9 protein-coding genes are annotated in these 7,778 nt (G+C 48.1%); 2 read left to right on the top strand and 7 right to left on the bottom strand.

All coding sequences use genetic code 11. The annotated features are described in order from the left end of the window. Nucleotides 1-53: 53 nt before the first annotated feature. The 3 genes from AC4PME_RS19470 to AC4PME_RS19460 all read right to left on the bottom strand — a co-directional run bounded on the left by AC4PME_RS19470 (nt 54) and on the right by AC4PME_RS19460 (nt 2,877). The gene (locus AC4PME_RS19470) at nt 54-1,388 is read right to left on the bottom strand and encodes a DEAD/DEAH box helicase (protein ID WP_491046796.1); all 1,335 of its coding nucleotides are present in this window, start codon (nt 1,386-1,388) and stop codon (nt 54-56) included. Nucleotides 1,389-1,510: 122 nt separating this feature from the next. Next, nucleotides 1,511-2,167 carry a CoA transferase subunit B gene (locus AC4PME_RS19465; protein WP_491046795.1) on the bottom strand — a complete coding sequence of 219 codons (657 nt, stop codon included), beginning with the start codon at nt 2,165-2,167 and terminating at the stop codon, nt 1,511-1,513. 2 nt (nt 2,168-2,169) lie between these two features. Then, entirely contained in the window at nt 2,170-2,877 is a 708-nt protein-coding gene (locus AC4PME_RS19460; RefSeq protein WP_491046794.1) for a CoA transferase subunit A, read from the bottom strand. A 104-nt stretch (nt 2,878-2,981) separates the two neighbouring features. On the opposite strand from AC4PME_RS19460, the gene AC4PME_RS19455 reads away from it, so the two are divergent. Then, a complete protein-coding gene (locus AC4PME_RS19455; protein WP_491046793.1) occupies nt 2,982-3,887 on the top strand; it encodes a LysR family transcriptional regulator in 906 nt (301 codons plus the stop codon). 13 nt (nt 3,888-3,900) lie between these two features. Here the strand turns inward: AC4PME_RS19455 and AC4PME_RS19450 are convergent, their stop codons facing one another. The 3 genes from AC4PME_RS19450 to AC4PME_RS19440 form a co-directional block, all read right to left on the bottom strand. Beyond that, the gene (locus AC4PME_RS19450; RefSeq protein WP_491046792.1) at nt 3,901-4,323 is read right to left on the bottom strand and encodes a DUF4124 domain-containing protein; all 423 of its coding nucleotides are present in this window, start codon (nt 4,321-4,323) and stop codon (nt 3,901-3,903) included. 24 nt (nt 4,324-4,347) lie between these two features. After that, complete coding sequence (locus AC4PME_RS19445; RefSeq protein ID WP_119501310.1) at nt 4,348-5,112, bottom strand: hypothetical protein; 765 nt, start codon at nt 5,110-5,112, stop codon at nt 4,348-4,350. A gap of 78 nt (nt 5,113-5,190) precedes the next feature. Then, a complete protein-coding gene (locus AC4PME_RS19440; RefSeq protein ID WP_349586148.1) occupies nt 5,191-5,889 on the bottom strand; it encodes a sensor histidine kinase in 699 nt (232 codons plus the stop codon). A gap of 267 nt (nt 5,890-6,156) precedes the next feature. On the opposite strand from AC4PME_RS19440, the gene cysB reads away from it, so the two are divergent. Then, nucleotides 6,157-7,131, top strand: a complete 975-nt coding sequence (gene cysB / locus AC4PME_RS19435) for an HTH-type transcriptional regulator CysB (RefSeq protein WP_491046791.1) — start codon at nt 6,157-6,159, stop codon at nt 7,129-7,131. Between the two features lie 47 nt (nt 7,132-7,178). On the opposite strand, the gene AC4PME_RS19430 is transcribed toward cysB, so the two are convergent. Continuing rightward, nucleotides 7,179-7,778 (bottom strand): L-serine ammonia-lyase (locus AC4PME_RS19430; RefSeq protein ID WP_491226171.1); only part of this gene is annotated, 600 nt, incomplete at its 5' end.

The following is a 7,778-nucleotide window of genomic DNA, read 5'->3' as shown; positions in this document are numbered from 1 at the left end:
CCCGTTATCGACATTTACTGTTGCAATAACGAGGCGGACCATACATTTTTGTGTCATTCTTCTTCGTCATCGTCGATGACGTCATTGCGTTTTTTCTTCATCACCGGCATATGACCGGCTTCATCGCCTTTCATGGTATTCACCCGCCTTTTCACCGGTGGCTTTTGACCGGCAGAGCTGGTTTTACTGCGATTGCGCTCATCCTGTCCTTTTGTATTCTTCGGCTTCATCTGCTTTTTACCGCTGAACTTCGCCGGTAACAGGGGATGCGTGGTGCAGTCAACATCATAGCTGACATGATCTTTAATCGTCAGGTAGCTTGCCCAGTCCCTCGGGCCCACAAATGAAATAGCAACACCCTTGTCTCCGGCCCGGCCTGTACGGCCAATCCGGTGGATATATTCATCAGACTGTTTCGGCAGGTCAAAGTTGACGACTAAGCCTACTTTGCGCAAATCCAGGCCCCGGGAAGCGAGATCCGTGGTAACCAGCACACTATTCTGACCACGACTGAAATTACTCATGATGGCAGCCCGCTGGTTTTGCGGCAGGTCACCCCGTAAAGCAACAGCTTCAAGATGCTGCTCATTTAAAATGGCAGCAATGCGGTCTGTGTCTTCTCTGGTTGCTGTAAAGACTACCGCCTGATTGTAGTCCTGCTCTTTAAGTACCGTGAGCAGCAGGTTATCTTTGTGTCCCACGTCATCGGCAAAATACAAAGTCTGGTCGATATCCTGATGAGCAGCAGTGGACTCACCAACAGCTACACGTACAGGGGCCTTCAATAAGTCGCGGGTTAAATGATTCAGGGCAATATTGTCCAGCGTGGCAGAAAACAACATTGTCTGACGCTTCCGGTGATCCGCGAAGCGGTTGATCAGGTTAAGTTGCTCCGCAAAGCCTAAATCCATCATACGGTCTGCCTCATCAAAAATAAGCAGTTCCAGCCCGTTAATAAAAAATGATTTGTCTTCCAGGTGATCGGCAATCCGGCCAGCTGTGCCCACAATGACATGAGGGTTGCGGCGGAGCACTTTAGTTTGATCGTTATAATTTTCACCACCAACAATCAGCGCACTTTGCAGGCCGACGCCATTGGCAAGGCTGCGTAATTCCGAGAACACCTGTTTGGCCAGCTCGCGGGTAGGGGCAAGAATAAGTGCGCGGGGATCCTGTTTGCTGAGAGCCTTGTTGGTCATCAACCGGTGAACCAGAGGGATCAGAAAAGCAAAGGTTTTACCGGATCCGGTTTTTGACGATGCCATGATGTCCTTGCCCTGCAGAGCCGGCAGAATAGTTTGTTCCTGCACTTCAGTCAGGCTTTCCAGGCCTTTTTCCTGCAAACGTTTGACAATTTTATGGTGAACCGGAAGATCGGCAATTAACAAGCTCAAGTGAATACCCCGTATAAAACAATGGCGGTATTATCCACGAAAGGCTTTGTCAGATAAAGGCGGGAAGCAAAGTAAAAAGGTGCGGCAAGGCACCTCTTTACTTTATGTCAGGAAGATTAAAGTTGCATTTCCGGTACTTCATCAGCGGCAATCAGTTTGCCGGCGGTTTTTTCACGGATTTCGTCCACGGAAACACCGGGCGCCCGTTCACACAGATGAAAAGCACCGTCTGCGACTTCAAGTACGGCCAGATCTGTGATGATGCGTGTAATGCAGTTCACGCCGGTAAGGGGTAGGGTGCAGGCCTCTAACAGTTTTGAATTACCGTGTTTGTCAGCGTGAGTCATGGTAACAATGATGTTCTTCGCACCGGCCACCAGGTCCATGGCACCGCCCATGCCCTTAATGAGTTTGCCGGGAATCATCCAGCTGGCGATATTACCGTTTACATCGACTTCAAATGCGCCCAGCACAGTGAAATCAACGTGCCCGCCACGGATCATGGCGAAGCTGTCGGCGGAACTGAAAATAGAAGCGCCGGTGATAGCCGTCACAGTTTCTTTACCGGCGTTGATCATGTCTGCGTCAATTTCGTCTTCATCAGGATAGCGGCCCATGCCTAAAAGACCATTTTCTGATTGCAGCATAACCTCTATGCCTTCGGGTACATAGTTAGCGGCCAGAGTAGGAATACCGATACCGAGGTTTACGTAACTGCCGTCCTGAAATTCCTGCGCCACTCGCATTGCGATTTGATCTCTGGTTAATGCCATGATTACGCCTCCTTCTTCGCGATAACGCGACGCTCAATACGTTTTTCGAATGTACCTTTAATCACGCGGTCTACGAAAATACCCGGGGTGTGAATTTGAGAGGGCTCAAGTTCACCGGGCTCTACAATTTCTTCAACTTCAACCACAGTGATTTTACCTGCGGTGGCAGCCATGGGATTAAAGTTCTGTGCGGTGTGACGGTAAACGCAATTTCCGTAGCGGTCTGCTTTCCAGGCTTTGACTATAGCAAAGTCACCGGTAATAGACTCTTCAAGAATATAAGGCCGGCCGTTAAACTCTTTCACTTCTTTGCCTTCACCGACAGGTGTGCCGTAGCCGGTTGCCGTGTAGAACGCGGGAATACCGGCGCCACCGGCGCGCAGCTTTTCAGCCAGCGTACCTTGCGGGGTCAGTTCGACCTCAAGTTCGCCGTCGAGCAACTGTTTTTCAAACAGGGCATTTTCACCAACATAGGAAGACACCATTTTTTTGATCTGGCGGTCTTCAAGCAAAATACCGAGACCAAAGCCGTCGACACCGCAGTTATTTGATACCACAGTCAGGCCTTTAACACCTGCTGTTTTGATTTGTGCAATTAACCCTTCCGGAATACCACACAGTCCAAAGCCGCCGGCCACAACGGTCATGTTGTCAGACAGACCTTCCAGTGCTGCTTCATAACTGGTAACGACTTTATCGAAACCTGACATATGAATCTCCTGTTGATGAATAATGAATCAATTAAAGTATCCGTGACTGATAAAATTTTGTAAAATTGATTTTATATCAATATTAATAAAATATTTTTATCAATATGAGCATATCGTACCGTAACATGCTGGCGTTCATCCGTGTGGCTGAATCTGCCACTTTCGCTGAGGCCGCGGAAAAACTCCATTTGACACAGCCTGCTTTGTCGTCTGCCATTAAAAAAATGGAAGAGCAACTGGGCGGCAAACTGTTCAGCCGCAGTACCAGACGCGTCTCACTGACCCCGGAAGGGCAAACCCTGCTACCCAATGCGAAGCGTCTGGTAAATGAATGGGATGAAACCTTCCATGACATGCAAAACCTGTTTGCCATGCAGCAGGGTAAACTTACCATTGCTGCAATGCCGTCCTTTGCCGAGAGTAAACTTCCCGCGTTACTGAATGATTACCACCGCAAGTTTAATAATATCCGCCTTCGGGTGCTGGACGTGGTCATGGAAGCAACGATTGATAATGTTTTACAAGGTAACGCAGAAATTGGTTTTACTTTTGAGCCCGAAATAGCAGATGGTCTGATCTTCAAGCCATTGTTCACCGATGAATTTATTGCCGTGATGTATCCGGCTCATCCTCTGGCAATGCAGGATGCTGTTCCCTGGCATGAATTGCTGTCCCATCCGTTCATCGCCATGAACCGGGGCTCTGCAGTGCGCCGCTGGACTGAGCAGGCAGCGCATGGGCCCGGCCAGCTGAACATCATCGCGGAAACCGGTCAGCTTGGGTCAGTCGGTCAGTTTATCGCGCAGGGCATGGGCATTTCTGTGGTGCCGGCTATTTGCCGTCAGCAAATGGAAAGTCGCGGGCTGGTGTGCTGTGCCATCAAAGATAATCCGCTTAAGAGACCCGTGGGTATGATTCGTAGTCAGCGGGGCGGTTTGTCGGTTGCGGCCGGCGAATTCTGGCAATTATGTGAGCGTGCCTATACCCGGTCAGAGAATAACTCACTATGAAACATCGGGGTTATTAATCGCATGTATTAAGTGTGGTGACAGCCAGTGAGTGATTTTCGGGAGGCGTATCTGACAGATGTACCATGCCGTTTTCGTCTTGCCAGCGATACAGTGTTTTGCCTCCTGTGATTTGACCTGAGCCGGTGCTGCCACAGATTTTGCCCGCTTGGGATTTGGTTGCTTGTGGCTTGCTGTTCTCATCGTCAGCAGAACCTGTCAGTGAAGGTAATTCAATGGATGTTAATTCAGGCAAGTCCGGAAGTTCCGGTAGCGGGATGCCGGGCATGTTAAGTGACGGCATCGCATTGGTGATGTTTTGAATGGCCGGATTGTCTTGCTGTGTAAGCAGTTCCGTCATTGGTTCACGGACAAGCCAGAGCACGATGCATGCGTTAATGATAAACGCACAGAGTACGAAAAATACCTTTTTCTTCATCAGCCCGGAACAGTTATGTATTCACTACCATTTTTTCTTCGGTGCAAATAATTCATCAAGTTCGTCCCGCTCTGCTTCACGGCGACGCTCGCGGTCTTCAGCATTGGCGTTTTTAAGATCGTCCTGAATGGCTGTGAGCCATTCTTTCAACGTGGCTGTACGGGATAAGATGTATTCATCCGGCTGGCTTTGACTTTCCAGAGCTTTGATGGCTTTTTCAAAATACTGTCTGGCAGAGCCAAGCATATTGGATTGCATGGCACCACGACCGCGTTTAATTAAGGTTTCGATATTCACTTTCAGCTGCAAACGTTCCAGGCTTTTATCTTCTTCAGCGAAAATACGGCTCTCAATTTTGCCTTTGGAATGCTCAGAACGAAGCAAAATACGGAGTTTTTTTACAGCCTGAATATACTGAATAATCAGTTTGTCGTTATCCGGCAGGGAAAAGTCTGCGGTTGCAGGAGAGTCCAGCGACATGGCACTGTTTTTAGAATTCTCAGCGTCTGCTATACGCTGTTTAATATCAGGCGTGCCTGCACCGAGTTCCGCCATAGCTTTTAACGCATTGTGCACGCGGGCATGAAGGATCCCCATTAACCGCTGGGATACCGGCATGTTTGAGCAGGCCATGATCACATTTTCAGTTTCATCAATAATTTTACGGTGCTTGGATGCCTCATTACGGCGGTCGGCTTCCTGTTTAGCACGGTGTTGTTGAAACGCATTGATCATAATGGCTGCAATGACCAGTACAACAATGAGTATTATTATTATTGTGAAAAACATGAGTATATATCCATTAAAAATGTCTCAATTGCCTGTGTCGCCGGGACTTCACTGATCAACGTCCTATCCAGTTAAAGTTTAAGGCAATTTTACTTCAAAAACACTACCACCCAGAGTACCACCGTTATTTAGTGAAATCTCCCCGCAATGGTTGTTATTTACATGGGCATTGGCAATCAGCCGCGCGAAAAAGAGGCCCAATCCCGTCCGGCCCTGACTCAAATCGAATCCGGCGAGGTCTGCTGTGCTTTTTTCCAGCATGGAAGAGGGATAGCCGGGCCCGTCATCTTCCACCGTAATCACAAGCGTTTCGTCACGGACCGCCGCATTCAAAATAATTTGTGATGTGCCATAGCGCATAGCGTTAATCAATACGTCGTTGATTAACATGAATATGAGTTCGCGGTCGAGATACCAGCTGATGTCATTTTCCACGTTTATGGTAACAAGCAGATTCTTTTGTTCCATATAAATGCGGACGGAAGACATGACATCTTCAAACAAATCGTCGATAAAGCATTCATCAATGGTTACAGGCAACTGATTGAGTTCGGCTCGGTATAAGGACAGGATCTGCACAAGATTGGTATTAAGCCGTGTTGCCTCATAATGCACGCTGGCAACTTTTTCATTTGCCTGACTGTTTTCAGGAGGCAGGTTCTCCGCCAGCGATTCGATGGACTGGATAAGCAGGCACAACGAATTTTTCATATCGTGTACGGCTGCTGCCAGTACGGACGAAAAATCGATGGTCTGTAACGGAGACTTTTCCGACATAAATCCTCTGAATGTGCGCGTCTTGTGTTATGAAACAACGGTGTACAGCAATTGTAAAGGATGCCCCGGGCGCATTGAGTATAGCTTACTATTCGTTTATCGGTGATTTTCAGAGAAACTAAATACCTGAACACTAAGTGATTAACGATTATTTGCATTTATAGTACTTTCTTCGGTTATAACCAAATCGACTATAGCAATCGCCTTCGGTTTTAGTTATAACGGTAATCAGAACCAATTCGTTCCAGCCGGTGAGGGACACACAACATGAAATTACAGCAGCTTCGCTACATAGTAGAAGTGCAGAACAACAATCTCAACGTATCCGCAACAGCAGAAAGTCTTTACACCTCACAACCCGGCATCAGTAAGCAAGTCAGGATGCTGGAAGATGAACTTGGTGTGCAAATCTTCGGTCGCAGCGGCAAACATCTTACTCACGTAACAGACGCGGGCAACGATGTGATTAACATTGCCAGAGAAATACTGGCCAAAGTTGAGAGTATTAAATCTGTAGCCCGGGAGCATACGCTGCCTGACCAGGGCAAGCTGAATATCGCCACCACCCATACTCAGGCCCGTTACGCGTTACCTGATGTGATAAAAGGCTTCATGAATAAATACCCTAAGGTGTCGTTACATATGCACCAGGGAACGCCGTCGCAAATTTCTGACCTTGCAGCGAAAGGCGAAGCGGATTTTGCCATCGCTACCGAAGCGCTTCACCTGTACAACGATCTGGTGATGCTGCCTTGTTATCACTGGAACCGCAGCGTGATAGTCAATAAAGACCATCCGTTATCGAAAAAGGGTTCAATTGATATTGCCGATATCGCTAAGTATCCGCTGGTCACTTATGTGTTTGGTTTTACCGGTCGCTCGGAACTTGACCAGGCATTTGAACGAGCCGGTCTGACGCCGAAGATAGTGTTTACTGCCACCGATGCTGATGTCATTAAAACCTATGTCCGCTTAGGTGTGGGGATCGGTGTAATTGCTTCAATGGCGGTGAGTGAAGAGCTGGATGATGATCTTGTGAAAATCGATGCGTCTCATTTGTTCGATTACAGCACCACGAAAATCGGATTCCGCAAAGGCTCGTTCTTACGTACTTACATGTATGACTTCATTGAGCGTTTCGCGCCGCATCTGACTAAAGACAAAGTCGAAAAAGCCATGATGCTGAAAAATAACGAAGAAGTAGAGAAGATGTTCAGAGGCATTACGCTGCCGGTGAAATAACACCTTTGTGAAACAAAACAGGCCGGATTGTTCCGGCCCGTGTTTTATCAGCATTCGATTATGTTGACTGCAAGACCGCCTCTGGCGGTTTCTTTGTATTTGGTCTTCATGTCATTACCAGTATCACGCATGGTTTTTATCACCTTATCCAGTGATACTTTATGCTCACCGGAACCGCGAAGCGCCAGACGGCTGGCATTGATGGCCTTTATGGCGCCCATGGCATTACGCTCAATACACGGCACCTGAACTAATCCGCCCACCGGATCGCAGGTCAGCCCCAGGTTATGTTCCATACCAATTTCTGCGGCATTTTCCACAGCGGCTACAGTGCCACCCATGATTTCAGCCAGTGCACCGGCTGCCATTGAACAGGCAACGCCCACTTCACCCTGACAACCGACTTCTGCGCCGGATATTGAAGCATTTTCTTTATATAAAATACCGATAGCACCGGCGGTTAGCAGGAACCGGGCAGCCGTTTCTTCATCAACAGGGCGGATGAATTTATCAAAATATGCCAGTACAGCCGGAATAATGCCGGCTGCGCCATTGGTAGGTGCTGTGACGACACGGCCTCCGGCAGCATTTTCTTCGTTCACAGCCAGCGCAAACAGATTTACCCAGTCCATGGTTTGCATGGGATC

Source organism: Alteromonas sp., assembly GCF_984505615.1.
The sequence above is the reverse complement of the archived record's forward strand: the minus strand, read 5'-3'. Positions and strand labels throughout refer to the sequence as shown.